This window comes from Aliirhizobium cellulosilyticum (genome assembly GCF_014198105.1).
GTDB classification, from domain to species: domain Bacteria; phylum Pseudomonadota; class Alphaproteobacteria; order Rhizobiales; family Rhizobiaceae; genus Neorhizobium; species Neorhizobium cellulosilyticum.
Genome location: NZ_JACIGW010000005.1, coordinates 52,767 through 79,015, shown reverse-complemented (window position 1 = coordinate 79,015; position 26,249 = coordinate 52,767). Strand labels below are relative to the sequence as shown.

At 58.6% G+C, this 26,249-nt stretch carries 21 protein-coding genes; 17 read left to right on the top strand and 4 right to left on the bottom strand.

Annotated elements, in window-relative coordinates; genetic code table 11:
• The 16 genes from nuoH to dnaE all read left to right on the top strand — a co-directional run bounded on the left by nuoH (position 1) and on the right by dnaE (position 20,352).
• Entirely contained in the window at positions 1 to 1,044 is a 1,044-nt protein-coding gene (gene nuoH, locus GGE33_RS19700; protein ID WP_148148033.1) for an NADH-quinone oxidoreductase subunit NuoH, read from the top strand.
• 39 nt (positions 1,045 to 1,083) lie between these two features.
• The gene (nuoI, locus tag GGE33_RS19695) at positions 1,084 to 1,572 is read left to right on the top strand and encodes an NADH-quinone oxidoreductase subunit NuoI (protein WP_139672471.1); all 489 of its coding nucleotides are present in this window, start codon (positions 1,084 to 1,086) and stop codon (positions 1,570 to 1,572) included.
• Positions 1,573 to 1,695: 123 nt separating this feature from the next.
• Entirely contained in the window at positions 1,696 to 2,310 is a 615-nt protein-coding gene (locus GGE33_RS19690; RefSeq protein ID WP_148147967.1) for an NADH-quinone oxidoreductase subunit J, read from the top strand.
• A gap of 25 nt (positions 2,311 to 2,335) precedes the next feature.
• Positions 2,336 to 2,644, top strand: coding sequence for an NADH-quinone oxidoreductase subunit NuoK (nuoK, locus tag GGE33_RS19685; RefSeq protein ID WP_112511603.1), 309 nt, complete (start codon positions 2,336 to 2,338; stop codon positions 2,642 to 2,644).
• A 7-nt stretch (positions 2,645 to 2,651) separates the two neighbouring features.
• Positions 2,652 to 4,643 (top strand): NADH-quinone oxidoreductase subunit L, encoded by a 1,992-nt coding sequence (gene nuoL, locus GGE33_RS19680; RefSeq protein ID WP_183826923.1) that lies wholly within the window; start codon positions 2,652 to 2,654, stop codon positions 4,641 to 4,643.
• Positions 4,643 to 6,154, top strand: a complete 1,512-nt coding sequence (locus tag GGE33_RS19675) for an NADH-quinone oxidoreductase subunit M (RefSeq protein ID WP_148147969.1) — start codon at positions 4,643 to 4,645, stop codon at positions 6,152 to 6,154. The genes nuoL and GGE33_RS19675 overlap by 1 nt, the downstream gene beginning before the upstream one ends.
• Before the next feature lie 19 nt (positions 6,155 to 6,173).
• A complete protein-coding gene (nuoN, locus tag GGE33_RS19670; RefSeq protein WP_148147970.1) occupies positions 6,174 to 7,616 on the top strand; it encodes an NADH-quinone oxidoreductase subunit NuoN in 1,443 nt (480 codons plus the stop codon).
• Positions 7,617 to 7,618: 2 nt separating this feature from the next.
• Positions 7,619 to 8,389, top strand: coding sequence for a biotin--[acetyl-CoA-carboxylase] ligase (locus GGE33_RS19665; RefSeq protein WP_183826920.1), 771 nt, complete (start codon positions 7,619 to 7,621; stop codon positions 8,387 to 8,389).
• 8 nt (positions 8,390 to 8,397) lie between these two features.
• On the top strand, positions 8,398 to 10,068 hold the full coding sequence (locus tag GGE33_RS19660; RefSeq protein ID WP_148147972.1) for a ribonuclease J: 1,671 nt from the start codon (positions 8,398 to 8,400) through the stop codon (positions 10,066 to 10,068).
• 291 nt (positions 10,069 to 10,359) lie between these two features.
• On the top strand, positions 10,360 to 10,653 hold the full coding sequence (locus GGE33_RS19655) for a hypothetical protein (RefSeq protein ID WP_148147973.1): 294 nt from the start codon (positions 10,360 to 10,362) through the stop codon (positions 10,651 to 10,653).
• Positions 10,654 to 10,821: 168 nt separating this feature from the next.
• Positions 10,822 to 11,226 carry a methylmalonyl-CoA epimerase gene (gene mce, locus GGE33_RS19650; protein ID WP_148147974.1) on the top strand — a complete coding sequence of 135 codons (405 nt, stop codon included), beginning with the start codon at positions 10,822 to 10,824 and terminating at the stop codon, positions 11,224 to 11,226.
• A 112-nt stretch (positions 11,227 to 11,338) separates the two neighbouring features.
• Entirely contained in the window at positions 11,339 to 11,608 is a 270-nt protein-coding gene (locus GGE33_RS19645) for a DUF1467 family protein (RefSeq protein WP_148147975.1), read from the top strand.
• Between the two features lie 863 nt (positions 11,609 to 12,471).
• Positions 12,472 to 13,794 carry a proline--tRNA ligase gene (proS, locus tag GGE33_RS19640; RefSeq protein WP_183826917.1) on the top strand — a complete coding sequence of 441 codons (1,323 nt, stop codon included), beginning with the start codon at positions 12,472 to 12,474 and terminating at the stop codon, positions 13,792 to 13,794.
• Positions 13,795 to 13,891: 97 nt separating this feature from the next.
• A complete protein-coding gene (locus tag GGE33_RS19635; protein WP_148147978.1) occupies positions 13,892 to 15,199 on the top strand; it encodes a lipoprotein-releasing ABC transporter permease subunit in 1,308 nt (435 codons plus the stop codon).
• A gap of 14 nt (positions 15,200 to 15,213) precedes the next feature.
• On the top strand, positions 15,214 to 15,900 hold the full coding sequence (locus tag GGE33_RS19630; protein WP_148147979.1) for an ABC transporter ATP-binding protein: 687 nt from the start codon (positions 15,214 to 15,216) through the stop codon (positions 15,898 to 15,900).
• A 957-nt stretch (positions 15,901 to 16,857) separates the two neighbouring features.
• On the top strand, positions 16,858 to 20,352 hold the full coding sequence (gene dnaE / locus GGE33_RS19625) for a DNA polymerase III subunit alpha (protein WP_183826914.1): 3,495 nt from the start codon (positions 16,858 to 16,860) through the stop codon (positions 20,350 to 20,352).
• A 55-nt stretch (positions 20,353 to 20,407) separates the two neighbouring features.
• Here the strand turns inward: dnaE and GGE33_RS19620 are convergent, their stop codons facing one another.
• A complete protein-coding gene (locus GGE33_RS19620) occupies positions 20,408 to 21,592 on the bottom strand; it encodes a GGDEF domain-containing protein (RefSeq protein ID WP_183826911.1) in 1,185 nt (394 codons plus the stop codon).
• Between the two features lie 264 nt (positions 21,593 to 21,856).
• Here GGE33_RS19620 and GGE33_RS19615 point away from each other — a divergent pair, with 264 nt between their 5' ends.
• Positions 21,857 to 22,444, top strand: a complete 588-nt coding sequence (locus GGE33_RS19615) for a hypothetical protein (RefSeq protein ID WP_148147982.1) — start codon at positions 21,857 to 21,859, stop codon at positions 22,442 to 22,444.
• Between the two features lie 288 nt (positions 22,445 to 22,732).
• Here the strand turns inward: GGE33_RS19615 and GGE33_RS19610 are convergent, their stop codons facing one another.
• From GGE33_RS19610 to GGE33_RS19600, 3 genes are all read right to left on the bottom strand, one after another.
• A complete protein-coding gene (locus GGE33_RS19610; RefSeq protein ID WP_183826908.1) occupies positions 22,733 to 24,064 on the bottom strand; it encodes a L,D-transpeptidase family protein in 1,332 nt (443 codons plus the stop codon).
• A gap of 138 nt (positions 24,065 to 24,202) precedes the next feature.
• Positions 24,203 to 25,489, bottom strand: coding sequence for a DNA polymerase IV (locus tag GGE33_RS19605; protein ID WP_183826904.1), 1,287 nt, complete (start codon positions 25,487 to 25,489; stop codon positions 24,203 to 24,205).
• A gap of 117 nt (positions 25,490 to 25,606) precedes the next feature.
• Positions 25,607 to 26,248, bottom strand: a complete 642-nt coding sequence (locus GGE33_RS19600; protein ID WP_148147985.1) for a hypothetical protein — start codon at positions 26,246 to 26,248, stop codon at positions 25,607 to 25,609.
• Position 26,249: the final 1 nt, after the last annotated feature.

Here is a 26,249-nt window from a genome sequence, read left to right as displayed (position 1 = left end):
ATGGATTCGTTCTTCTGGACCTACGTTTGGCCGGCGCTCATCATGCTGGGGCAGTCGCTTCTGCTGCTGGTCTGCCTTCTGGTCTTCATTGCCTATATCCTTCTGGCCGACCGCAAGATCTGGGCCGCCGTACAGCTGCGCCGCGGCCCCAACATCGTTGGTCCGTTCGGCCTGTTCCAGTCCTTCGCCGACCTTTTGAAGTTCGTCTTCAAGGAGCCGATCATCCCGGCTGGTGCCAACAAGGCCGTCTTCCTTCTGGCGCCGCTCGTTTCCGTGACGCTGGCGCTCGCCACTTGGGCAGTCATTCCGCTCAATGAAGGCTGGGCCATCGCCGATATCAATGTCGGCATTCTCTACATCTTCGCGATCTCCTCGCTGGAGGTCTACGGGATCATCATGGCGGGTTGGGCATCCAACTCCAAATACCCGTTCCTCGGTGCGCTCCGTTCCGCGGCCCAGATGGTGTCCTACGAAGTCTCGATCGGTTTCGTCATCGTTGCCGTCCTTCTCTGCGTTGGCTCGCTGAACCTGACGGATATCGTCATGTCGCAGCAGGACGGCCTTGGCACCAAGCTCGGCCTGCCGAACTCCTTCCTCGACTGGCACTGGCTGTCGCTCTTCCCGATGTTCGTGATCTTCTTCATCTCGGGTCTTGCCGAAACCAACCGTCCGCCCTTCGATCTTCCGGAAGCGGAATCCGAACTGGTCGCCGGCTACATGGTCGAATACGGCTCGGCTCCGTACATGATGCTGATGCTGTCGGAATATGCCGCCATCCTGATGGTCTGCTCGCTGACGACCATTCTCTTCCTTGGCGGCTGGCTGCCCCCGGTCGATATCGCCATCCTCAACTGGGTGCCGGGCGTCATCTGGTTCGTGCTCAAGGGCACAATGGTCTTCTTCATGATCGCCATGGTGAAGGCATTCGTACCGCGCTACCGCTATGACCAGCTCATGCGCCTCGGCTGGAAAGTCTTCCTTCCGCTGTCGCTCATCATGTTGATCATCGTTGCATTCGTGCTGAAACTGACGGGATGGGCTTGATTATGACCGGTCCGTTCCTCGGCATCATTGGAGAATAAGATGGCTATTGCACAGGCTATCAACTCGCTGTTCCTGAAGGAGTTCGTCGGCGCCTTCTTCCTGTCGATGAAGTATTTCTTCAAGCAGAAGGCCACGATTAACTACCCGTTCGAAAAGGGGCCGGTTTCACCGCGCTTCCGTGGCGAGCATGCGCTGCGCCGTTATCCGAACGGGGAGGAGCGCTGCATCGCCTGCAAGCTGTGCGAGGCGATCTGTCCCGCTCAGGCGATCACCATCGAAGCCGGTCCGCGCCGCAATGACGGCACCCGTCGCACGGTGCGTTACGATATCGACATGGTGAAGTGCATCTATTGCGGCTTCTGCCAGGAGGCATGCCCGGTCGACGCGATCGTCGAAGGCCCGAATTTCGAGTTCTCGACGGAAACCCGCGAAGAGCTTTATTTCGATAAGGCACGGCTTCTGGAAAATGGCGATCGCTGGGAACGGGAGATCGCCCGCAATATCGCAATGGATGCGCCTTACCGGTAAGGCGCATTCGCCGGATGGCTTGATGCTTCCGGCTCATTCAAATTCATACCGGCGCTTAAATGGCACCGGTCGGGCGGGTAGGGCGGAAAGCCCGATCTCGACGAGGGACGAGAAGGCACCACGATGGGTCTGCAGGCACTATTCTTCTATCTGTTCGCGTTCATCGCCGTCGCGTCGGCGTTCATGGTCATTTCGTCCAGGAACCCGGTCCACTCGGTTCTCTTTCTCATCGTGGTCTTCTTCAATGCGGCCGGTCTCTTCCTTTTGACCGGCGCTGAATTCCTCGCGATGATCCTGCTGGTTGTCTATATCGGCGCGGTGGCGGTTCTCTTCCTCTTCGTCGTGATGATGCTCGACATCGATTTCGCCGAGCTGAAATCCGGCGTCCTGCAATATGCCCCGATCGGCATGCTGGTCGGTCTGGTGGTCGCGGCCGAGCTGATCCTCGTCATCGGCTCGAGCGTGCTGTCGCCGGAAGCCGCGCAGTCGATAACAATGCCTATCCCGAACCCGGCAGAGCGCACGAATACTGCCGCTCTCGGGGACGTGCTCTACACCCACTATGTCTATTTCTTCCAGATCGCCGGCATGGTTCTGCTGGTGGCGATGATCGGCGCGATCGTGCTGACCCTGCGCCACCGCCAGAACATCAAGCGTCAGGATGTTTCGCGCCAGGTCGCCCGCACGCCGGAAACCGCCGTCGAGGTGGTCAAGGTCAAGCCGGGCCAAGGGCTCTGAGGAAGCGGGAAAAAGGAACAGTAAAATGGAAATCGGTCTTTCCCACTATCTCACGGTCAGCGCCATCCTCTTCACGCTTGGCGTTTTCGGCATCTTCCTGAACCGCAAGAACGTCATCATCATCCTGATGTCGATCGAGCTCATCCTGCTCGCGGTCAATCTCAACATGGTCGCCTTCTCGTCGTTCCTGAACGACATCGTCGGCCAGGTCTTTGCTTTGTTCATTCTGACTGTCGCGGCTGCGGAGGCCGCCATCGGTCTTGCAATTCTTGTCGTCTTCTACCGCAACCGCGGCTCGATCGCCGTCGACGACGTCAATGTGATGAAGGGCTGATCGGGTCATGATCTACAAGCTTATCGTCTTCCTTCCTCTGGTCGGCTTCCTGATCGCGGGCCTGTTCGGTCGCCAGATCGGCACCAAGGCCTCGGAATTCGTCACCTGCGGCCTGATGGCCGTGGTCGCGGTTCTCTCCTGGGTCGTCTTCTTCCAGGTGGCGCTCGGTTCCCAGGAAACCATGAGCGTCGAGGTCTTGCGCTGGATCCAATCCGGCAATATCGACGTCTTCTGGGCGCTTCGCATCGACACGCTGACTTCGGTCATGTTCGTCGTCGTCAACACGGTGTCTTTCCTCGTGCATGTCTATTCCGTTGGTTACATGCACACCGATCCGCATCGTCCGCGCTTCTTCGCCTATCTGTCGCTCTTCACCTTCACGATGCTGATGCTCATCACGTCGGATAACCTGCTGCAGATGTTCTTCGGCTGGGAAGGCGTCGGTCTCGCATCCTATCTCCTGATCGGCTTCTGGTACGATCGCCCGTCGGCCAATGCGGCTGCCATGAAGGCCTTCATCGTCAACCGCGTCGGTGACTTCGGCTTCATGCTCGGCATCGCCGCCGTCTTTGTCATGTTCGGCTCGATCAACTTCGAGACCATCTTCGCCAATGCCGGCACTTATCTGCCGGCCGAAGGGTCTCCGGAAGCAGCTCGCGTCATCTTCGACGTCTTCGGCCTGACGCTGACCCGCGAAGGCGCGCTGACTGCCGCCTGCCTGCTGCTCTTCATGGGCGCGATGGGCAAGTCGGCGCAGTTCCTGCTGCACACCTGGCTGCCGGACGCCATGGAAGGCCCGACCCCGGTCTCGGCCCTCATCCATGCCGCAACCATGGTCACCGCCGGCGTCTTCCTCGTCGCCCGCATGTCGCCTTTGTTCGAACAGTCTCCGGATGCGCTGACCGTAGTTACCATCATCGGTGCGATCACCGCCTTCTTCGCGGCGACCGTCGGCTTGGTTCAGAACGACATCAAGCGCGTCATCGCCTATTCGACCTGCTCGCAGCTCGGCTACATGTTCGTGGCTCTCGGCATCGGCGCTTATGGCGCGGCGATCTTCCACCTCTTCACCCACGCCTTCTTCAAGGCTCTGTTGTTCCTGTGCGCCGGCTCGGTCATCCATGCCGTTGATGGCGAGCAGGACATGCGCAAGATGGGTGGCCTGAGAAAGCATATACCGGTCACCTTCTGGATGATGACGATCGGCACGCTGGCATTGACCGGCGTCGGCATCCCGTTCACGCCGATCGGTTTTGCCGGCTTCTTCTCCAAGGACGTCATCATCGAGGCATCCTATGCCTCGCATTCGGCGGTCTCGGGCTTTGCCTTCACGTTGCTCGTCATCGCAGCGCTGTTCACCAGCTTCTACTCCTGGCGTCTGGCTTTCCTAACCTTCTTCGGCAAGGAGCGCGCCAGCCACGAGGTCATGCATCACGTGCATGAAAGCCCGAACGTCATGCTGATCCCGCTCTATGTACTGGCCATCGGCGCGGTGCTCGCCGGCGTGATCTTCCAAGGAATGTTCTACGGTGACGCCTACGAGGGCTTCTGGAAGGGCGCGCTCTTCACCTCCGAGCACAACGAACTGCTGCACGAATTCCATCACGTGCCGTTCCTCGTCGTCCTGTCGCCCTTCATCGCCATGCTGATCGGCTTCGTCACCGCCTGGTACTTCTACATCAAGTCGCCAGAGACACCGAAGAAGCTCGCGGCCGCACAGCCGGGCCTCTACCAGTTCCTGCTCAACAAGTGGTATTTCGACGAACTCTACGACTTCCTGTTCGTCCGTTCCGCCAAGGCTCTCGGCCGCTTCTTCTGGCAGAAGGTCGATGTCGGTACGATCGACCACTTCGGACCCAACGGCGTTGCTGCTCGGGTGGTTGACACCGCCAACCGCGTCGTGCGCCTGCAGACCGGTTACCTCTATCACTATGCCTTCACGATGCTGCTTGGCGTCGCTGCCCTGATTACCTGGATGATGCTCGGGAGTTCTGTCTGATGACCGATTGGCCTATTCTTTCCACGGTCACCTTCCTCCCGATGGTGGGCGTGCTGTTGCTGGTGTTCACCCGCGACGACACCGACGACGGTCGCCAGAACGTCATGATCATCTCGCTGATCACGACGATCATCACGTTCCTCCTGTCGCTGGTCGTCTGGTACGGCTTTGACGGCACCAGCGCCGATTACCAGATGGTCGAGCAGTATTACTGGCTCGGCAAGGGCATCAGTTACCATATCGGCGTCGATGGCTTGTCCGTCATGTTCGTCGTGCTGGCGACCTTCCTCATGCCCTTCGGCGTGTTGACCAGCTGGAAGGCGATCACGCTGCATGCGCGTGAATACATGATCGCCTTCCTGGTTCTGGAAGTGCTGATCGTCGGCGTCTTCGTGTCGATGGACCTCGTGCTCTTCTACGTCTTCTTCGAAGCGAGCTTGATCCCGATGTTCCTCATCATCGGCGTCTGGGGCGGACCGCGTCGTATCTACGCGTCGATGAAGTTCTTCCTCTATACGCTGGCCGGCTCGGTCTTCATGCTGGTCGGCATCCTTGTCATGTATGCGGAAGTCGGCACCACCTCCATTCCAGTCCTGCTTGCCTACAAGTTCTCGCCGGAAATGCAGTTCTGGTTGTTCCTCGCCTTTTTCCTGTCTTTCGCCGTCAAGGTGCCGATGTGGCCGTTCCACACCTGGTTGCCGGATGCGCACGTCGAAGCCCCGACGGCCGGCTCGGTCGACCTTGCGGCTCTGTTGCTGAAGTTCGGCGGCTACGGCTTCCTGCGCTTCTCGCTGCCGATGTTCCCCTTGGCGTCCGACTATTTCACGCCGATGATCCTCACCCTGTCGGTCATCGCCATCATCTACGCCTCGCTCGTGGCTCTGATGCAGTCCGACATCAAGAAGATGATCGCCTATTCCTCCGTCGCCCACATGGGTTACGTGACGATGGCCATCTTCGCGGTCAACCAGCAGGGTCTCCACGGCGCGATCTTCCAGATGCTGTCGCACGGCGTCATCTCCGGCGCGCTCTTCCTCTGCGTCGGTATCGTCTACGAGCGCACCCATACGCGTAACATCGGCGATTACGGTGGTCTCGTGCACCGCATGCCGAAATACGCGCTGGCCTTCCTGATCTTCACCATGGCCAATGTCGGCCTGCCGGGCACTTCCGCCTTCGTCGGCGAATTCCTGGCGACGGTCGGCGTCTTCCGTGTCAGCGTCTGGACGGCGTTCTTCGCCACCACGGGTGTCGTTCTTTCCGCCGCCTACATGCTGTGGCTCTACCGCCGCATGATCTTCGGTCAGGCAAAATCGCCGCTGATGCAGGGCCTTGTGGACATTTCTTTCCGCGAGCACTGCATCGTCTGGCCGCTGATCGTTGTGACCATCTTCTTCGGCATCTATCCTGCGCCGGTCTTCGATGCCTCCGCAGCGACAGTCGACAGAATCGTAACCAATTACCATGCGGCCATCCAGGCCGTGGCGACCGCCGCTCAGGCTGCGAATTGATGACGGGACAGATAAGACTATGACTCCTGAACTCTTCTCTCAAAGTCTGCAGTTTGCTCTGCCCGAAATCATTCTGGCGGTCGGCGCGCTCGTGCTGCTCATGATGGGTGTTTTCATCGGCGAAAAGGCGAACCAGCTGATTTCCGGGCTGGCAATCGCGCTTCTCGCCGTCGTCGGACTGCTGATCACGGTGTCTTCCGGCAATGGCGAAGCCTTCGGCGGTGCCTTCATCGTCGATCCGTTCGCCCGCTTCATGAAGGTCGCGGCAATCGCCGGCTCGATTTTCGCGCTCGCCATGTCAGCCGTTCAGGGCAAGGCCATGCAGCTCGACAAGATCGAATATCCGGTCCTGCTGGTTCTCTCGACGCTCGGCATGCTGCTCTTGATCTCGGCCAATGACCTGATCGCCTTCTATCTCGGCCTCGAGCTGATGTCGCTGGCGCTTTATGTCGTTGCCGCCTTCAACCGCGACAGCCTGCGCTCGACCGAAGCTGGCCTGAAATATTTCGTCCTCGGTGCGCTGTCTTCCGGGATGCTGCTCTACGGCATGTCGCTGGTCTACGGCTTCACCGGCAACACCGGATTCCAGGAAATCGCGTCCGTCCTTTCTTCGGAAACCCGTGGCCTCGGCCTGATTTTCGGCATGGTCTTCATCCTCGCCGGCGCCTGCTTCAAGATTTCCGCGGTTCCTTTCCACATGTGGACGCCGGACGTTTATGAAGGTGCACCGACCCCGGTTACCGCCTTCTTCGCAGCCGGCCCGAAGATCGCTGCCATGGCGATCCTCATCCGTCTGACCTCGGAGACCTTCCTGCCGCTCATCGGCGACTGGCGCCAGATCATCGTCTTCGTGGCGATTGCCTCCATGGCGCTCGGCTCCTTTGCCGCCGTCGGCCAGAAGAACATCAAGCGCCTGATGGCCTATTCCTCCATTGGCCACATGGGCTTCGCGCTTGTCGGCCTGTCGGCAGGCAGCGAAAGCGGCGTTTCCGGTGTCGCCCTCTACATGCTCATCTACATGATGATGTCCTTCGGCACCTTTGCCTGCATCATGTCGATGCGCCGCCCGGATGGCACCTATGTCGAGGAGATCGACGAGCTTGCTGGCCTCTTTGCCAGAAAGCCGTTCATGGCGGTGGTACTGACCGCGCAGATGTTCTCCATGGCAGGCATTCCGCCGCTCGCAGGCTTCTTCGCCAAATATTACGTATTCCTGGCGGCCGTCGAAGCAGGTCTCTTCACGCTTGCCGTCATCGGCTTCCTGATGTCTGTCGTCGCAGCCTACTACTACCTGCGCATCGTCAAGCTGATGTGGTTCGATGATCCGAAGGGCGAATTCGAGCGCACACCCGGAGAACTACGCTTCATCTTCGGCATTTCCGGCCTGCTGATCACCACCTACATCCTCTATGGCGGCCCGATCGGCTCCGCGGCGGATGCGGCTGCACGGTCGTTCTTCTGAGAATGGCGGGAGAGAAGAGCCGCTTCTCGCTCGAAGCTTTCCGTCATGTCGCCTTCGACGACATAGGATCAACCAATAGCGAATGTCTCGCCCGCGCTCGCGCGGGCGATCCCGGTTTGTTGTGGGTGACGTCTGCCCGTCAGACCGAAGGGCGTGGCCGACGCGGCCGCGCCTGGACCTCCGAGCCGGGCAATCTCTACGCCTCGCTGCTGCTGATCGATCCTGCCCCCATGGAGCGCGTGGCCTCCTTGCCGCTCGCGGTGGCGGTCGCTGTCCATGACGCCGTCAAGGCGATCCTGCCGCCCGGCGACGCCGCCCTGCAGGTCAAATGGCCGAATGACATCCTGATCAATCGCAGAAAGACCTGTGGTATCCTGCTTGAGGGCGAGCCGCTTGCCGGCGGAAAGCGGGCTCTGGTCATTGGCATTGGTGTCAATATCCGCCATATGCCCGACAGCGCGCCTTATGGCGTCACCCGTCTTTCCGATCACGGTGCGGCGATTTCGCCGGATGAACTTTTCGCCCATCTTTATCAGTCCATGGCTTTGGCGCTCGATTTGTGGGATGAGGGAAGGGGCACCGCCGAAATCGTGCGCCGCTGGCGGGAGGTCGCCTGCGGCGTCGGCGAGCGTATTACCGTCAATCTTCCCGACAGGTCGCTGGAGGGCAGATTTGCCGGAATCGACGACGGCGGCCTGCTGTTACTCGACATGGGGGGTGGACAAGACCTGCCGATCGCGGCAGGTGATGTATTCTTTATGAAAACGGAATAAGAAGAAGAATGGCTAATCAAGACGAACTGGTGTTTCTGCCGCTGGGCGGCGTGGGCGAGATCGGCATGAACCTCGCTCTCTATGGCTATGGACCGCCTCAGAAGCGTCAGTGGATCATGGTCGATGCGGGCGTGACCTTCCCGGGTCCCGATCTTCCGGGCGTCGATCTCGTTCTTCCCGACATCCGTTTCCTTGCCTCGCAGCGCAACAATCTCAAGGGCATGATCATCACCCATGCGCATGAGGACCATTACGGCGCGCTGAACGATCTGTGGCCGGGCCTCAACGTACCGGTCTATGCCTCGCCCTTTACCGCCGGCATGCTGGAAGCCAAGCGCAAGTATGAAGGCGACCGTGCCGAGATCCCGATCACCATCTTCAAGGCCGGCGACCGTATCAATGTCGGACCATTCGAGATCGAGGCCGTCGGCGTCAACCACTCCATCCCCGAGCCGATGTCGCTGGTCATCCGCACTCCGCTCGGCAATGTCGTCCACACCGGCGACTGGAAGATCGATGCCAAGCCGACACTCGGTCCGCTCACAGACGAGGCGCGTTTCCGCGCCATCGGCGACGAGGGCGTGCTGGCGCTGATGTGCGACAGTACCAATGCCCTGCGCGAAGGCGTTTCGCCATCTGAAGAAGAAGTCTCTGCCGGCCTGCAGAAGGTCATCGAGGAAGCCGAGGGCAGGGTGGCCGTCACCACCTTCTCGTCTAATGTCGGCCGTATCCGCTCGATCGCTGAAGCCGCAAACGCAGCCGGCCGTGAAGTTCTGCTGCTCGGTTCGTCGCTGAAACGCGTCGTCAATGTTGCGCAGGACATCGGCATCATGGAAGGCCTTAAACCCTTCCTCGCCGAAGACGAATACGGCTACATCCCGCGCGACAAGGTCGTCGTCATCCTGACCGGCAGCCAGGGCGAGTCCCGCGCGGCGCTGGCGAAGATTTCCCGCGATGAGATGCGCCATGTGGCACTCACCAAGGGCGATACGGTCGTCTTCTCGTCTCGCACAATTCCGGGCAATGAAAAGCCGATCATCGAGATCAAGAACGCGCTGATCGAACAGGGCATCAAGATCGTCACCGATGCCGATGCGCTCGTGCACGTTTCCGGCCACCCGCGCCGCAACGAACTTCTGAAAATGTACGAGTGGACAAGGCCTCAGATCCTCGTTCCCGTTCACGGCGAGGCGGCCCACCTGACGGCACAGGCTGAACTTGGTGCATCCGCCGGCATTGGCGAGATCCCGCGCGTCCGTAACGGCAACATCCTGCGCCTTGCGCCCGGTCCGGCGGAAGTCATCGACGACGCTCCCTTCGGCCGCATCTACAAGGATGGCAAGCTGATCGGCGATCTGGACGAAATGGGCATCAGCGATCGTCGCAAGCTCTCCTTTGTCGGCCATGTCTCGGTCAATATCCTGCTCGACCAGCGCTATGAATTCCTCGCCGACCCCGATCTCGTCTCCTTCGGCCTGCCGGAATTCGACGACGAGGGCGAGGACATGGACGACGGTCTTTATGACGCCGTACTCGGCGCCGTTGAAAGCATCCCGCGCGCCCGCCGCAAGGATCTCGACACCGTACGCGAATCCGTTCGCCGCGCCGTCCGCTCGGCCGCCAATATCGCCTGGGGCAAGAAGCCTGTGGTCACGGTGTTCGTAACAAGGGTTCAGTAGGGGGGGTGCTTATGCGGAGTGTAGCGAGCTGCACTCCGCATCTCCCCCGGAGAGGTATGTCACGTCGCTAGCGATGGCACCTTCCTGGTGCGCGTATATCGAGCCTGTTGCGCAAAAATGTGCAGCAGTTTTGCGCAACAGACATGCTATAAAACAAAGACCTAAAACTCCGCGAGCGGATCCGCAGGATCGCGATATGCTTTAGCGCTTCACTCGGTCATGGGCGTCAGTCATAGTGGAACTCGGCAGACGTTCTTTGCCCCGTCAGCCTCCAAGGAGGAGATGAGCACGATGAGAAAAACGTTAATTTCCTTGGCCGTTGCAACGCTGACCGCGTGCAGTGCTACTGCCGATCCCGAATTGGTCGCGCGCGACTACGGATCCGACATTGCGCCAATCTCGGGTAGCATCACATACGGCGGTCAACCTAGAAGCCGTCTCACCAAAGCGCCCGTCGGCAGCAGCTTCGATCATGAGTTTTACAATAGTTTCGGTAACCGCGTTGTTGAACGCTACCGGATACAGCCAGATCGAAGCCTGAAAATCGTCAGCCGTCAGATATTCAACCTGCCATCGGGCGATTGAGACGTTTGCGGGCATGACGGCCAGAGTGCAGGTCCCGCCACTCAGCCCCGCACCGCCCCGACGTCAAGCCGGGCGTCGTGCTCTAAATTGTCTAAGGGGAGAAGGTGCCGGCAGGCGAATGAGGAGCGGCTGCCTGCCGAAAGCAGGCGCCCGAAAGAGGAGGAACACATGCTCGGCCGAGTAAACCACATCGCCATCGCCGTCCCGATCCTCGAAGAGGCTGCCGCGATTTATCGAGACACGCTCGGCGCAAAAGTCTCCGAACCGCAATCGCTGCCCAAACACGGCGTCACCGTCATTTTTGTCGAGCTTCCAAATACCAAGATCGAGCTGCTCGAACCGCTCGACGATGCATCCCCGATTGCCGCATTCCTCGAACGCAATCCCTCAGGCGGCATCCACCACATCTGCTACGAAACGCCTGATATCCTCTCTGCCGCCGAAAAGCTGAGTGCCGCCGGCGCGCGTATTCTCGGCGATGGAAAACCGAAAATCGGCGCCCACGGAAAGCCGGTTCTCTTCCTCCACCCAAAGGATTTCAACGGCACGCTGATCGAGCTGGAGGAAGTCTGATGCGGCGTGCAATGGCGAATAAAATCAATGACTCTGCCGAAAGATCGGAATCATTTTATCAGCGGCTTCAACCGCCTGTTCCGATGATCAAACGCCAGGATGGAGCGTCCGCATGCCAATCCTGACAATCGTCGCGATCTATTTCATCCTATGGTGGACTGTCCTCTTCATGGTTCTGCCGCTCGGCTACCGTAGCCAACGTGACGAGGGCGAGGTGACGCTCGGAACTGTCGAGAGTGCGCCTGCGAAATTTCGTGGCGGGCGCGTCATTCTGCTCACCACCGTCATCTCGGCAGCGATCTATCTCGCCTATCATTTTGCATCGGTTTATTTCGGCTTCGGTATCGGCAGCATCCCGAACATCATGCCGAGCTTCAAATAATCCTGCGGTACCAAGTAAGGATCGATGCCGATGCGGGTGGGAGAGTTTCGGGATACCAGGGAGCGGCGGATCGTTCTGGGTATGGTCTACACTGTCGCGGCACTTGCCTTTGCGATGCTTTTTGGCATTCAGGCCTATCGCCGCCACACGCTTCCCCATTCGGTTGCGACGATCCTTGAAATAAGGGAGGAAGAACGAGATGGCGGGCGATCCGGGCATACATCGCGATCATCGGTCTTCTTGAATTTACCCGTGAGGCAAACGGCCAGATCGTCACATGCAGGACGGAAAAGGAGATCGATCGCGGGCGTCACCGCCATGAAATTGGCCAAAAGCTGGATGTGATACCTGCAACCGGCACCTGCGATCGCGTCGATATCATCGGAAAACTGTAATCTGAAAGGCGCTCTGGAAGCATTGTTGCCTGTCGAAAGGCAAAAAAAAACAAGGCATTGAAGCCTTGTTTTTCAGTTTCGCGTGATCCTAACCGTTTCCGGGGCAGCGTCTAGCGCGCCTAAGATCTGATCCTCCCAAGACTTTACCGCGATTGGCATGAATTTGAACTTCATGCCTGTTTTATGGGCTGAAACTAGCTCATAGGTTGGGCTTTGTCATCCTCTTTTTTTGTATTTTTGTGACAGGTGTGGAAAAAATTGCCTTTGGCGCATTTGTCGCACCCCTGCCTTCACGAAAATCACATCTTCCGCAAGTCCTTGCCGATTTTCGCTTCGGTCATCCACGGGCTTTTCGATAGGAGCCGGGTTTCCTTGGCGTCTGGGAACCGGTAATAAGCCACGCAAATGGTCTTCAAATCGGCCGATTCCTGCGAGATGCGGGAGGCCAGTCAAAAGTCGGAAATCACCATGCGCCTGTCCCGCTATTTTATGCCCATCCTGAAGGAAAATCCCAAGGAAGCGGAAATCGTCTCCCACCGTCTGATGCTGCGCGCGGGCATGGTCCGCCAGCAGAGCCAGGGCATCTATTCCTGGCTGCCGCTCGGCAAGAAGGTGCTGGACAAGGTCAACGCCATCATCCGCGAAGAGCAGAACCGTGCAGGCGCCATTGAGCTGCTGATGCCGACGCTGCAGTCTGCCGAACTCTGGCAGGAAAGCGGTCGTTACGAGGCTTACGGCAAGGAAATGCTGCGCATCAAGGATCGCCAGGAGCGTCCGATGCTCTACGGTCCGACCAACGAGGAAATGGTCACCGACATCTTCCGGTCCTACGTCAAGTCCTACAAGAACCTGCCGCTCAACCTCTACCATATCCAGCTGAAGTTCCGCGACGAAATCCGTCCGCGCTTCGGCACCATGCGCTCGCGCGAATTCCTGATGAAGGACGCCTATTCCTTCGACATGACCCGCGAAGATGCGATCCATTCCTATAACAAGATGTTCGTCGCCTACCTGCGCACCTTTGCGCGGCTCGGCATGCGCGCCATCCCGATGCGCGCCGATACCGGCCCGATCGGCGGCAACCACAGCCACGAATTCATCATCCTCGCCGACACCGGTGAATCGGAAGTCTTCAGCCACAAGGCATTTACCGATTTCGAGATCCCGGGAGAAAACACCGATTTCGATGATGTCGCAGGCCTGCAGTCGATCTTCGACAAGTGGACCTCGGTTTATGCCGCAACGTCGGAAATGCACGACGAGGCAGCGTTCAACGCCATTCCCGAAGGTGACCGGCTGTCTGCCCGCGGCATCGAGGTCGGCCACATCTTCTATTTCGGCACAAAATACTCCGAGCCGATGGGCGCAAAGGTGCAGGGACCGGATGGAAAGGAACATCCTGTCCACATGGGATCCTACGGTATCGGCCCGACACGCCTTGTTCCCGCCATCATCGAAGCATCGCATGACGAGAACGGCATCATCTGGCCCGAATCGGTCGCACCCTTCGATGTCGTGGTGATCAACATGAAGCCGGGCGATGCCGCCTGCGACGATATTTCGGAAAAGCTCTACGCCTCGCTCGGCAATGCCGGCAAGGACGTGCTTTACGACGACAGCGACGATCGCGCCGGCACCAAGTTCGCCACCGCCGATCTGATCGGCGTGCCGGTCCAGATCATCGTCGGCCCGCGCTCTGCAGCCGCAGGTGAGGTCGAGGTCAAGGACCGTAAGACCGGTGCCCGCGAAGTGATGACGCTCGAGGCTGCACTGAACCGGGCAACCGGCTGATAATACTGCCGTTCGGGTTTCCGGCCGGATGACAGAATTGGGTGCTGGACAGGCCGGAATGGCCTGATCCGGCGCCGATCAAGACGAGGAAACGTGAATGGCAAGCGTCGCGGCGGGTCAAGAAAAGCAGAAAGTCGAAAAGGCTCCGAGTGCCGGCGCCTTTTCAGGCTTCGAGCGCATGGTTGCCTGGCGTTACCTGCGCTCGCGCCGCAAGGAAGCCTATATCTCGGTCATCGCCGGGTTTTCCTTCATCGGCATCATGCTGGGGGTTGCCACCCTCATCATCGTCATGGCGGTGATGAACGGTTTCCGCACCGAGCTGATTTCCCGCATCCTCGGCATCAACGGCCACATGATCGTCCAGCCGGTCGACACGCCGCTGAATGATTACGCCGAACTGACAAAGAAATTTTCAGCCGTGCCGGGCGTAAAGATGGCCCTGCCGCTGGTTGAAGGCCAGACGCTTGCCTCCGGTCGCGGTGGCGCAGGTTCCGGCGCGTTGGTCCGTGGTGTCCGCGCCGAGGATCTGGAAAAGCTCACCGAGGTCGCCGGCAATATCAAGCAGGGCGATATCGTCGGGTTTGCCTCGGGGCAGGGCGTTCTGGTCGGGTCCCGGCTTGCGGCACAACTCGGGCTGAATGCCGGCGACCAGATCACGCTGATCTCGCCTGAAGGCGATGTAACCCCGATGGGCGTCAATCCACGCGTCAAGTCCTACACGATCTCGGGCATCTTCGAGATCGGCATGTCGGAATATGACGCGACGATCATCTACATGCCGCTCGAAGAATCGCAGCTCTATTTCAATGCCGAAGGCATCGTTCAGTCGATCGAGCTGTTCATCAACGACCCGGAAGCCGTGGATGAGCTGCGCCCGAAGATAGAGGAGGCCGCCGGCCGTCAGATCTTCATCACCGACTGGCGCCAGCGCAACCAGACCTTCTTCTCCGCGCTGCAGGTCGAACGCAACGTCATGTTCATGATCCTGACGCTGATCGTGCTTGTCGCTGCCTTGAACATCATTTCCGGCCTGATCATGCTGGTAAAGGACAAAGGCTCCGACATCGCCATCCTGCGCACCATGGGAGCAAGTTCCGGCGCAATCATGCGCATCTTCTTCATGACGGGGGCAGCGATCGGTCTTGTCGGCACGCTTGCGGGCGTCGTCCTCGGGGTTGTCGTCTGTCTCAATATCGAAAGTATCCGGCAGTTCTTTTCCTGGCTTTCCGGCACAGTTCTGTTCAACCCGGAACTCTATTTCTTGAGCGAACTGCCCGCTGAAATGAGTGTCAGCGAGACCGTTTCCGTCGTCACCATGGCGCTGGTCCTATCCTTCATCGCCACCATTTTCCCGGCATGGCGAGCTTCCAGGCTCGATCCTGTCCAGGCGCTTCGCTACGAATAGGATCCCATCACCTCATGGCACCGCGTAAATCCGTATTGAAGCTTGCAAATGTCGAACGTCATTATGGCCAGGGAGAAACGACGCTTTCTATTCTGAAAGGCGCCGATTTCGAGCTGAGAACCGGCGAGATCGTCGCACTCGTAGCGCCTTCGGGTACAGGCAAGTCGACGCTCCTTCACCTGGCAGGCCTGCTCGAACATCCAGATAGTGGCGAAGTCTTTGTCGGTGGCCGCTCCTGCAACGATTTGCCGGACGACCAGCGCACCGCCATCCGTCGCTCGGAAATCGGCTTCGTCTACCAGTTCCACCATCTCCTGCCGGAATTCTCGGCGATCGAGAATATCATGATGCCGCAGCTGATCGGCGGCCTGTCCAAGGCCGAGGCGAAGGAGAGGGCAGCACAGCTTCTAGATTACATGCGCATCGGCCATCGCGCCGAACATCGCCCGGCGGAACTCTCCGGCGGCGAGCAGCAGCGTGTCGCGATCGCCCGCGCGGTCGCCAATGCGCCCCGCGTGCTTCTGGCCGACGAACCGACCGGCAATCTCGACCCGAAAACCGCATCTTACGTCTTCGACGCGCTGGAAGCCCTGGTGCGCCAGTCCGGCCTTGCTGCCCTGATCGCCACCCACAACCACGAACTCGCCGCCCGTATGGACCGTCGTGTGACGCTGGAAGCCGGCAAAGTGGTGGAGTTCTGAGGATTGCTTGGCTCCTGCTATCAACTGTGAGGTAGTAACGGCTCGGAGACCTTGCCTCTCCTTAAGAAGTTTAGCACTTAGCCTTTTGGCTAAGACGTTGATTTGTTTAGCGCCGCGATTGTTTCCCTCCCCTTGCGGGAGAGAAAGCAATGTCGAAATCTTAGCCAAAGACTAGGTTTCAGAAATTGCGAGAGAGGGGCTATTCACGCCCGGGGACGTTTCTCCCTCCCGCTCCAACAATCCCAACCATTTATCAATCTTCCATCCCGCACTCAAAGCCCGTGCCTACAATGCCCCGTGCCGCTTCGGCTACACCGGTCCGCATAACAGGCGAGGCGGAACCAGTGACCGGGTGACCCGCCCTTATGCATGCAGATCAGACGGGCTGCGCAGAAATGGCCGGCCCCTGAATAAGGCGTGCGTGTGTCGCACAATCCTGCCGGACGCCCAACCGCCGCTGACGGACCGGAGTTGCGCCGAAAAACACACCGAACGGGACACGCCGAGCGTCACATAGAAAAAAATTCAATTCGAGGCACCCGACGTGCCCCTACCGAAACAAAAAAGCCCAGGTACCGAGGGCGAAATCCGCCTTCAAGTCTGTCCGCTTTAGGAAAGTGTTTACTATCGGGGCGGGGATATGGCGCAAAATTCGTTTCCTTTTTGTTCTGTTATTGACTCCCGTACAAAAAGAGAACAAATTAAAAACATAACGAACACGGGAGACAACGATGACTGACCTTCTTCGTGATATTGCCGCTTTCGCGTCCATCGCAACCTTCGTCGCCACGCTGTCGATGTTGATGATTGCCATGTAACCTTGCTTCGGCGCCCGCACCGGGCGCTGCCGCCTCTGGAGTTCGCTGCCGAAAACCGTTGACCGGTGAATTCAAAACTGGACTTGAGCCGTCGTGCGCTTGAAAATAGAGCGATTGAATCACAGGTACGGCGATAGACATGGCGGAACAGGCAAAGACAGGATCGGCAGACGAAATCCTCGGGGAGACCCCGCAATTCGTCCATCTGCGCCTGCATTCGGCCTACTCGCTGCTCGAAGGTGCGCTTCCGCTCAAGAAGGTCCTCGGCAAGGCCGTCGCGGACAATCAACCCGCGATCGCCATCACCGATACCAACAATCTGTTTGTTGCACTTGAATTCGCCCAAAAGGCGACGGGAGACGGTCTGCAGCCGATCATTGGATGCCAGCTGTCGATCGACATGCAGGACCAGGAAGAGGATCGTCGCGGCAACCAGCTCGCCAAGCTGCCCGCCATCGTTCTCCTCGCCGCCAATGCCGAAGGCTATGAACGGCTGGTCGATCTCGTCAGCCGGGCCTATCTCGGCGGCGAAGGGGTAAGCGAAACCCATATTTGCGCCTCCTGGCTGGATGAGCTTGGCACTGCAGGTCTGATCGCATTGACCGGTGCCGCTTCCGGCCCGGTGGATCGGGCGCTCAAGGAAGGGCATGCGGGACTGGCTGTCGAAAGACTGTTGCGCCTCAAAACCCTGTTTGGCGACAGGCTCTATCTCGAACTGCAGCGACACGGCAATTATGATCGCCGCCATGAGCATCGCATGGTCGATCTCGCCTATGAGCACGATATCCCGTTGGTCGCGACCAACGAGGCCTTTTTTCCCTCCAAGGCTGATTACGATGCCCATGATGCGCTGATGGCGGTTGCCCATGGCGCGATCGTTTCCGACGACAGCCGCTTTCGCCTCACACCGGATCATTACCTGAAAAGCCGCGCCGAAATGGCGAAGCTTTTCGCTGACCTGCCCGAAGCGCTGGAAAACACCGTCGAGATCGCCCGCCGCTGCTCCTTCATCCTGAAGACACGCAATCCCATCCTGCCGCGTTTCACCGGCGTCAGTGATCATCCGGAGGAGGACGAACGCAAGGAAGCCGCCGAGCTTCGCCGCCAGGCGGTCGAGGGGCTGGATCATCGGCTTGAAGAACTTGGGCTGAGTGCCGGTTTCACCGAGAAGGATTATCGCGAACGTCTCGATTTCGAACTGTCGATCATCGAACGGATGAAGTTTCCGGGATACTTCCTTATCGTTGCCGACTTCATCAAATGGGCGAAGCAGCACAATATCCCGGTCGGTCCGGGCCGTGGTTCCGGTGCAGGATCGCTCGTCGCTTACGCGCTCACCATCACCGACGTTGATCCGCTGCGCTTCTCGCTTCTGTTCGAACGCTTCCTCAATCCGGAACGGGTCTCGATGCCCGACTTCGACATCGACTTCTGCCAGGATCGCCGCGAAGAGGTGATCCGCTACGTGCAGCAGAAATATGGCCGAGAGCAGGTGGCGCAGATCATTACCTTCGGTTCGCTGCAGGCGCGCGCGGCATTGCGCGACGTCGGCCGCGTGCTGGAAATGCCCTATGGCCAGGTCGACCGCATCTGCAAGCTGGTGCCGAACAATCCGGCCAACCCGACACCGCTCTCCAAGGCAATCGAGGAAGAGCCGAAATTCCAGGAAGAGGTGGACAAGGAGCCGGTCGTCGGCCGTCTTCTCGATATCGCCCAGAAGATCGAAGGCCTGTACCGTCACGCCTCGACCCACGCCGCCGGTATCGTCATCGGCGATCGCCCGCTGTCGAAACTGGTGCCGATGTATCGAGACCCGCGCTCGGACATGCCGGTCACCCAGTTCAACATGAAATGGGTCGAGCAGGCCGGTCTGGTCAAATTCGACTTCCTCGGCCTGAAGACGCTGACCGTGTTGAAGACGGCGGTCGATTTCTGCCGCAAGCGCGACATCCATGTCGATCTGGCCAAAATACCGCTCGACGACAAGCTGACCTATGAAATGCTGTCGCGCGGCGAAACCGTCGGCGTGTTCCAGGTGGAAAGTGCCGGCATGCGCAAAGCGCTGATCGGCATGAAGCCCGACTGTATCGAAGACATTATCGCGCTTGTGGCGCTCTATCGTCCGGGTCCGATGGAAAACATCCCGACCTACAATGCCCGCAAGCATGGCGAGGAGGAGGTCGAATCGGTTCATCCGTCGATCGACTACCTGCTGAAGGAGACCCAGGGCGTTATCGTCTACCAGGAACAGGTCATGCAGATCGCCCAGGTCCTGTCGGGTTATTCGCTCGGCGAGGCCGATCTTCTGCGCCGCGCCATGGGTAAGAAGATCAAGGAGGAGATGGACAAGCAGAGCGAGCGCTTTGTCGATGGCGCCGTCAAGAACGGCGTATCGAAGCCGCAGGCGAAGAACATTTTCGAACTGCTCGCCAAGTTCGCCAACTACGGCTTCAACAAGTCTCACGCCGCAGCCTACGCTATCGTCTCTTACCAAACGGCCTATATGAAGGCGCATTATCCGGTCGAGTTCCTCGCCGCGACCATGACCTACGATATGGCCAACTCCGAAAAGCTCAACGATTTTCGCGAGGATGCCGGCCGTCTCGGTATCAAGGTTTTCCCGCCGTCGGTTCAGACCTCGTTCCGCCATTTCGAGACGGGCGAGGCGAAGATTTATTATGCACTCGCCGCCATCAAAGGCGTCGGTGAATCGGCTGTCGAGCACATCACGGAAGTTCGCGGCGACAAGCCTTTCGCCGGCATCGAGGATTTCTGCATGCGGATCGACCCCAAGCAGATCAACCGCCGCGTTCTGGAAAGCCTGATTTCCGCTGGTGCTTTCGATTGCTTCGGCCATGACCGAGCCCAGTTGATCGCCGGTCTCGACCGGATCATCGGTTATGCGCAGCGCGCGCAGGAAGAGAAGGTCTCAGGCCAGTCCGATTTCTTCGGTTCCGGCTCCAGCAGTGGCCCCGAAAAACTGATCCTGCCGACATTCAATCCGTGGATGCCGTCGGAAATGCTGATGCGCGAATATCAGGTTCTCGGCTTCTATCTGTCGGCCCACCCGCTCGATACCTACAAGGACGTCCTGTCGAAACTAAGGGTGCAGACCTTTGCCGATTTTGCTGCCTCTGTCCGCCAAGGAGCGACCGCCGGGCGTCTGGCCGGTACGGTGACAGGTCGGCAGGAGCGCAAGACCAAGACCGGCAACAAGATGGGCATCATCACTTTTTCGGACTCATCCGGCCAGTTCGAAGCGGTGCTGTTTTCCGAGGCATTGGCGCAATACCGAGACCTGCTCGAACCCGGCAGGTCGCTGGTCATCACCGTCCAGGCCGACGAGCGGCCGGAAGGCATCGGCCTGCGCATCCAGACGGCTCAGTCGCTGGAAGAACAGTCGATCCGTATGCAGAAGGCACTGCGTGTCTTTGTTCGAGATGCAGGACCGCTGAAGACCGTCGCCAACCATCTGAACATGCGTGGCGAAGGCCTGGTTTATTTCATTGTCATCAAGGAAGACGGCCGCCGCGAGATCGAGGTGGAGCTTACGCAGAGATATCGGCTCTCGCCGGAAATGGCAGCCGCACTCAAGGCCGCGCCCGGTGTGCTGGATGTCGAACTCGTCCAGTAGCAGGCTCGGTTACTTTGGCTGACCGGAAAGAGCTGAGCGTTCGTGGAGGCCGATCCTAGAGACGGCTTTCTCCATGCTGTTCACTTGCCTCGGCCTCGTCGAGGCCCGTGAGCTTGACCTGATTACGCCCGGCATTCTTCGCCGCATAAAGCGCCTGGTCCGCCTGCCGGTAGGCCTCGGCCAGTCTGGCAGCCGAGGTCACGGGAGATACGCCGAAACTCGCGGTGACGATCAGGCCATCGGGCAGATCGGGCAATGTCATTGTTGCGGCCCGCAGCGCCTGAGCAAACAGCGCCGCGGCGCTGATATCGGTGTCGGGCAGGAATATCGCGAACTCTTCGCCGCCGATGCGGCCGAGTGCTGCCCTCTTGGGCGCGCTGTCGTTCATCAATTGCCCAAAACTCTGGATCACCATGTCTCCCACATGATGCCCATACGTGTCGTTGATGCGCTTGAAATGGTCGAGGTCGCAGAGAATGACGGCATGTTTGCCATGCGATGCTGCACTTAGGATGGATTGAACCTGCCGGTTGAACCCGCGCCTGTTGGCGATCGCCGACAGGGTGTCCCTTTCCGATTCACTCCGCTGGTCCGCCATGATCTCAAGCACAAGAGCTGCCAGCAGCGTCAGTCCCACGGCCACCACCAAGATGGCCGTGGCACTCTGTGAGATCAGCGCGTAGTTGGTGTGAATGTAGTCTTTGGCGGCAGAGCCTGCGCCGACCAGAACTGCCAGACCGGCCTTGGCAAAGAAATGCAGGCCGGTGAACAGCGTGAGCATTCCGAGAAAGCGATCGATCATCTGCCGCCCGCGGGAGGCGAGGATGACAAAGGCGCTGTCGAGAAGCACGATTGCGAACGGGCTCTGATAGGAGACGGCCTGTATCAGCGTTCCGCGGGGCATGTCATAGATCACATAACACAAGATGATGCTTGCGCTGACGAAAAACGCAGCGATACGCTTGTCGAGCCTGCGCCCATAGAGATGTCCAATTCCGATCCGCAGCAGCATCATGCCGATCAGAACCGTCGCGAATGCACCAATTGCCCATATCTTTGGGGTGTCCGTATAAGCGACCAGAAGCTCGCAGACCGCAGACAGTGATGCGACGCCGAACCCCGCCGCCAGCCAGAGCGCAGCCCGGCGCGAGCGGCTTCGGGTGGCAACAACGGCGAAGACCGCGCTGAAGCAAACCGCAACGACGAAATTCACGCCCAGGAAAAAAGCTACACCGTTCATCAATCCATCACGGCAGTCAGGATCGCGTTCTTGTACTTTGGAGCGCTGTTTCCTGAACAATAGGCAAGTGTTTTTTGCCGGTTATATCGATCGGCGATCAGCAATCAATTAGCAGATATGCCCTTTCCAAGATTGCTCTGCGGCGATCCGTCCGGTGAGTGCCCGTGGGCTCTCATGTCGAGGGATGTCTGATCGCGTCTCGCCGCTTGCCCGGCGCAGGGAATGCTACGATCATGCCGGACGGCTGAAACAGAGGGCGATCGCATGGAACTCCCGCCGACCCATGCTGAATATTTCGGACATGTGCGCACCATCATCGGCATGGTTCTGGCGCTGAGCCTTGCGCGTCTCGTCAATGGCCTGACGCGTTTCGTCCAGCACCCGGGAACGATCAAGGTCTATCCGGTTCATCTCGGCTGGGTCGTCTTTCTGCTCATCACCATCGTGCATTTCTGGTGGTACGAGTTTCACCTGATGTTCGTCCCCGTCTGGACATTTCCGCTCTACGGGTTCCTGATCTTCTACACGATGATTTTCGCCGCTTTGACAGCCTTGCTGTTTCCCGACCAGATGACCGACTACAGGGGCTTCGAGGATTATTTCGAACAAAGAAAACGCTGGTTTTTCGGGCTTCTTGCCTTTGCGGCCCTGCTTGATATCGGCGATACCATGGCCAAGGGTGAAGACTATTTCCACTCGCTTGGCATGGAATATCCCATTCGCCAGGCGGCGTTTGTCGCGATATCGATCATTGCGATGTTCATCAGGTCCAGACGAGGCCAGCTGGTTCTGGTCGTTGCCGCAATCGCCTATCAGGTAAGTTGGATTGTCAGGCTTTACGATATTCTGTGATGGATAGTTTGATGCCGTTCATCCACCCGGAGGACGGTCATGGAAGAAAAACAACACATAACCGTCCAACACTGATGGAAGCGTCACCCATGGGGGACACGGGTTTCGGGGGTACTTCCATGCCGCTCAGGTAGAAAGTGAACGTGGTCGCAATGTGGCGTAGTGCACGGTTTGACTTGCGACTTTCGTCTAGCCTGCCTCGGCTGAAAGCTTTGGTGTCGCCTTCCATGCTTCAAAGCGATACCATGTTTCAGACCGAGGCAAACAAGCTGGTCCGGATTTTGGCAATCAATACAGCCCGATACCGCCGATATATGATTCTTTTTTCGAACGGCGCGCGGGTTTCGGTTCGCTCTGGTTGAGACCTGCCTGAGCGATATTGGCCTGGGAGCGCGTAAGTGTTACGAAGTCGGTGCCTTTGCCGGTTTCCGGACCAAGACCCTGGTCCGTAATGGTCAGCGATGTGCCGTTTGCCATCAGTTCGCCGATACGCTCGCGCACGTCCTTGGGAATGTCTACCCGGTCGAGTGCCATCGCCGCAGCGTTGGGAATGCTTGAATCTGCCGGCTTGTCGATGCCGAACTCTTTCATTTCGTCAGCGGTCATCTCGTTCTTCAACGTGATCGCATGCCACTCGGCGGTCTCTGCATTCCGCTCAAGATGATCGGCTGTGAAGAAATACGTGCCGAGAGCCTGTTCCGGGTGCTTGATGCCAACAGGCGCCTCGAACAGCGGTTCGAAATTGCGGCGCACGAGGATCTGACCTGCCGGCGGCTCTTTTTCTCCGGCCGAATGATAGAGCGCAGCAAGAAAATCCTTGCTGATCATCGTGCCGCTGGCCGGAAGACCCTTCCACCGCTTATAGGCGGCGATCGCATCACGGGTCATCGGCCCTGCAATCCCGTCGGCAACACCAGCGTCGAAGCCGAGATCCGTCAGATGGGTTTGTATATCGAGCATGGTTTCGCGTGCGCCACGACGATGAATGAGTATGCGCAGCGGCGCTGGATCTTCCGGAACAACGGCCTGCAAGGAACCGGTCGACATAGGATCGGTGTCGGCCATTGCCACATCGTAGGATCCGTCGGCGGCCTTTTTCATCGCGGTCGGTCGCAGATCGGCATTCGGAAACAGCGGTTCCGATGGCAGACGCTTCAACGGCATGAAGAGGTTGGCGTTTTCGATTTTCACCGGCTTCACCGGTGCATCGGCGATCACCACATGCACGCCGCGTTCCGTCATGTCGTAGATCGCCTTGGCGGTCCCGGTCGGAATGCGAACGCAGCCATGCGATGCCGGATAGTTCGGCACATTGCCTTCGTGAAGTGCGATACCGGACCAAGTGAGGCGCTGCATGAAGGGCATGGGAGCGTTCGAATAGATATTCGATTCATGGTATTTGCGCTTCTCCAGAATCGAGAAGATTCCGCTCGGCGTCGTGTGTCCGGCTTTTCCGGTAGAGACCTTCGTGGTCGTTACGACCTTTTCGCCGTCATAGACCGTCATCGACTGCTGGTCTTTCGATACGATGATCTGGAGCGTTGCGGTGTCGGCAAAAGCAGACTGAGAAAGGATGGTCCCGGACAGGAGTCCGAGGCTGAACAAAACGCCACGCAACATGAAGACCTCTTACGCATTACAATGGTCGGCAATTTAGCGTGTTAAACTTAATCAAAATTTTCTGAAAAGTGGCAGGATCGTGTCAATTCATCACGTTCCTGCGATTTCGAAATGAATTCCCGACACGCTTCTTATGGCTCAACGACGCTTGTCGCCAAACGTGTAACCAGTCTCGACAGCCGCCTTGCCGAACTTGTCACGCAGCTTGTCCATTGCCGCTTCAGCCGCCGCCCGCCGCCCTGCCTGTTGATCGACGAGATCTGGCGGGTCCGCCAGTGCCGGACCGCAAAGATCGGTTACCCCGATCCCGAGCAGGCGGAATTTCGTGCCGTCCGTTTCCTTCTCCATCAGCGAAAGGCCGGTGCGGAAGATGCGGTCGGCAAGCTGTGTCGGGTCTTCCAGCCGCCTGTTGCGTGTCCGGCTCTTGAAGTCGGCCGTTTTCATCTTGAGCACAACCGTATGACCGGCGATCTCGTGCTTCTTCAAGCGTGCGGACACTTTTTCCGAAAGGCGTCGCAGGACAGGCACGAGGTCATCATGCCGGGAAATGTCTTCGAAGAATGTCGTTTCGGCCGAAACGCTCTTTGCCGCATCATTCAAATGCACTTCGCGCTCGTCCATCCCGCGGGAAAGCCTGTAGAGACGCTGGCCCATCGAGCCGTAGCGGCGCATCAGGTCGCCTTCCTCCATCTGCTGCAGCTGGCTGATCGTGCGGATGCCATCGGCCTCCAGCGTGGCGCTGAACGCCTTGCCGACCCCCCAGATGGTGGTGACAGGACGAGGAGCTAGGAAATCCTTCGCTTCTGCCTCGCCGATGACGGAAAAACCACGCGGTTTCTGCAGGTCGGAAGCGACCTTGGCGAGGAACTTGCAATAGGAAAGCCCGATTGAAATCGAAATTCCGAGTTCGCTCTCAATGCGCTTTGCGAATTTGGCAAGGATGCGTGCCGGCGGATCGCGATGCAGCCGTTCGGTTCCCGCAAGTTCGAGAAACGCCTCATCGATCGAAAGCGGTTGAACGAGGGGCGTAAGCTCCATCATCAGCTGCCGCACCTGACGGCCAACGCCTACATATTTTTCCATATCGGGGCGTATGACGACAGCGTTGGGGCAGAGTTCCAGCGCCTTGAACATCGGCATTGCCGATCTGACGCCGCTGATGCGGGCAATGTAGCAGGCGGTGGATACGACACCGCGCTTGCCGCCGCCGATAATCACCGGCTTGTCGGCAAGCTCCGGATTGTCGCGTTTTTCGATCGTCGCATAAAAAGCGTCGCAGTCGATATGCGCCAGCGTCAGATCGTAAAGCTCACGATGATAGACAAGCCGGGGCGATCCGCATTTGCGGCAACGGCGCGTCTCCGCCTTCTGCTCGGCAAGGCAGTCGCGACAGAAACCCAAAATTATGTCGGCCGAAGAGGTCATGTCAGGAACAAAGATTGAACATCGGCACGATAAGCCGCAATCGATTGGCACTCAAGAGGATGAGGCAAGTCTGCAATGGTTTGTTGCCGGTGGACGCCCGCTTTGCTCGGTTACGAATTAACGGCCTATATGCGCGCGAATGAGATCTCCGGCCTGCGCCCAATCAAGCGCCCTTGTAATGCCGTCATCCGGCTTCGGTGCCAGAAGATGCAGCGGGGAATCCGGCATCATGTGCAGGACAAGGCAGTTGTCGACATGGTCGCGCACCGAATGAAGATTGTGCGCCATGTCGTCGATGAAGACTGAGGGCAGGGCGCGTTCGCCATGGATGCGTCGCATTACCGGTCCCTTCGGTTCTTCCGTTGCGACAAGCGGAAAGTCGAAGCCGAGCCGGTCGAGCAGGCGTCGTCGTGGCTCGCTGTAGCGGGGCGGCATCGCGGTAAGGAACATCACGTCGGCATCGGCGCCAAGCGCATTCAGCGTATCGAGCGCGAGATCGAAAGGTGTCTGCCACTCTTCCTGTTGCTCGAAGAACGAACCGATCAACTGTTTGACCGCCATGTCCTCGACCGCGACATCCGTGCCGACAGTAACGATATTGCCGGTGAGCCTGAATGAACGCGGCAGCAGTTCCAGCCCATCCTTTTTCAGGTAGTGTTCAAACGGGGCAAAGAATTGCAGCACCACGTCATCCACGTCGCAGACGATCAGCGGCCTGTCTTTCAGGCTGATATGGGACAGGTCGAGGATTTCGCTCATC